The organism is Nostoc sp. CMAA1605 (assembly GCF_021596505.1).
In the GTDB taxonomy this organism is placed as follows: domain Bacteria; phylum Cyanobacteriota; class Cyanobacteriia; order Cyanobacteriales; family Nostocaceae; genus Trichormus.
In genome coordinates, this window is record NZ_PJIZ01000192.1 from 1 (window position 1) to 1,928 (window position 1,928).

At 49.7% G+C, this 1,928-nt stretch carries 3 protein-coding genes; 1 reads left to right on the forward strand and 2 read right to left on the reverse strand.

All coding sequences use genetic code 11. The annotated features are described in order from the left end of the window. Window positions 1–659, forward strand: a 659-nt coding sequence (locus CV014_RS29780) for a DUF5916 domain-containing protein (RefSeq protein ID WP_236145305.1), incomplete at its 5' end; no start/stop codon positions are given. Here CV014_RS29780 and pdeM read toward each other — a convergent pair. Together pdeM and CV014_RS29790 are read right to left on the reverse strand one after the other, a co-directional pair. Beyond that, on the reverse strand, window positions 656–1,216 hold the full coding sequence (gene pdeM, locus CV014_RS29785) for a ligase-associated DNA damage response endonuclease PdeM (protein WP_268964978.1): 561 nt from the start codon (window positions 1,214–1,216) through the stop codon (window positions 656–658). The genes CV014_RS29780 and pdeM overlap by 4 nt on opposite strands. 139 nt (window positions 1,217–1,355) lie before the next feature. Next, window positions 1,356–1,928: hypothetical protein (locus CV014_RS29790; protein WP_236145306.1), on the reverse strand; the 573-nt coding region annotated here is incomplete at its 5' end.

Below are 1,928 nucleotides of genomic sequence, written 5' to 3' on the forward strand. Positions count from 1 at the left end.
ACCTATCCCACCAACTACATTTTCGACATGTCGGGCAGTACCGACAGCCGGAAGAAATTATTCGTGCGGTTCGGAGGAACCTATGCCGTTGCACCGAATTACGACAACGTATTTACAGCAGTAAGCCTGGGCGCCGCTTCCGCTTCAGCAATAAATTCTCGCTGGACCTGCAAACAGATTCCCGCAATGAAGAAAACCAGCTGGGGTATGCGTTTGTACGCGAATCAAACGGCGATCCGATTGTGGGCTTTCGCGATAACCGCGAATTCACCACGGTATTGTCCGGTATCTACAACTTTACATCACGCATGAACCTCACCCTGCGGGCCCGCCACTACTGGAATAAACTCCATTATTCCAGCTACCACAATGTAGATGCCAAGGGTAACCTGCTGCCGCGCGCCTTTATCACCGGCAACGATGAAAACGTAAACCTGTTTAATGTCGATGCGTTCTTTACCTGGGATTTTCGTCTGGGCAGCCGCATTATTGCAGGTTATAAAAACTGGCTGGGCGAAGATGAAACCGTACAACTCAACGGGGCCAAAAACAGCTACCTGCGCAACCTCGGTAGGATCATGGACCTTCGCCATGGAAACGAGTTTACCCTTCGCTTTATTTATTTCCTGGATTATAACCAGCTGCGCAGAAAACGTTAACCCATTTTCATTACCTCGTTCTCTACAATAGCGAATACCATTTCTTCCCGGGCAGGTTCTACTGTAAACCCGCCGGTAAAATGACTGAAGGCCGGCAATACACAGGAATCCTTCCGGAAATAATAACAGGGAAATCGCAGCGATTGCTTCCCGCGGCCCCGCAAACGGTAGGCCGGGTGTAAATGTCCGCTGAACGTATAGATGGCAGTGGTTTGCTCATAAACCTTCTGGTGACGCTTGTCTTCATGGCGAAAACAAAAAGGACCAATTTCCAGTTGCCAGGGATGGAGCGTAATGGCATTCTCCCTGTACCATTCTTCCTCCAGTATATCGTGATTGCCCTGCACAAGGTCAATATGCAATTGCGAAAAATCGCGGCGCCACTTTGAAAACAAATCAAGCTCCTTATTAAAATGACTATGCGTAAAATCGCCCACGATAATCAGGCGCTCCGCTTTATACACATACAATCCCGACATCAGCCGCTGCAGGTCCGTTATATATACTTTTTGGGGTACCGCAATACCGGCTTTGCGGAAATGACCCGATTTGCCCAGTGGAGATCAGAAATAATCAGGGTGTTCTGTTCTTCCCAGAATAAACTCCGGTCAGGCGACATCCAGAAAATATTGCTGAGAATAATATGGGGGACTGGATTATACATAAGCAGGCGGGCAAATCTACAGAAAACCGCAGTTACTGTTCCAGTTGTTCCTGCATTCTCCGTACCCGGTCTTCCAGTTTTTCAGACGACAGGTCTTCCCGCATGCTGTCTACCTTTACGGGAAAACAAAATGGCGTAAGCTGCTCCGGGAACCGCAATACGATGGTGGATTGTTGTATGCGTTCCAGCATATCCCGCAGCCGTACTTCCTCCATCTGCTGATCCAGCACTTCCTGGTAAGCCTGGCGCAGCAGGATATTGCCGGGATCGTACTCCGAGAAAACATTAAATAGGAGCGAAGCGGAGGACTGCAGGTGACGTGCTTTTTTCCGCTCACCCGGCATGCCCTGGAAGATAAGGCCACCAATAACGGCCACATCCCGGAATTTGCGTCTTGCCATTTCCGTACTGTTCACGCTGCGTTGTATATCTGCCAGCAACTCGTTGGGTGAAAATAAGTCGTACACATTCGTGTCGTCCACGGGAATGGGCTGGTCACTCAGCAGCTCAAAGCCATAATCATTCATGGCAAAAGAAAACGTAATCGGGCGGATGCGACTGATTCGCCAGGCCAGTATAGCGGCCATCGCCTCATGCACCAGGCG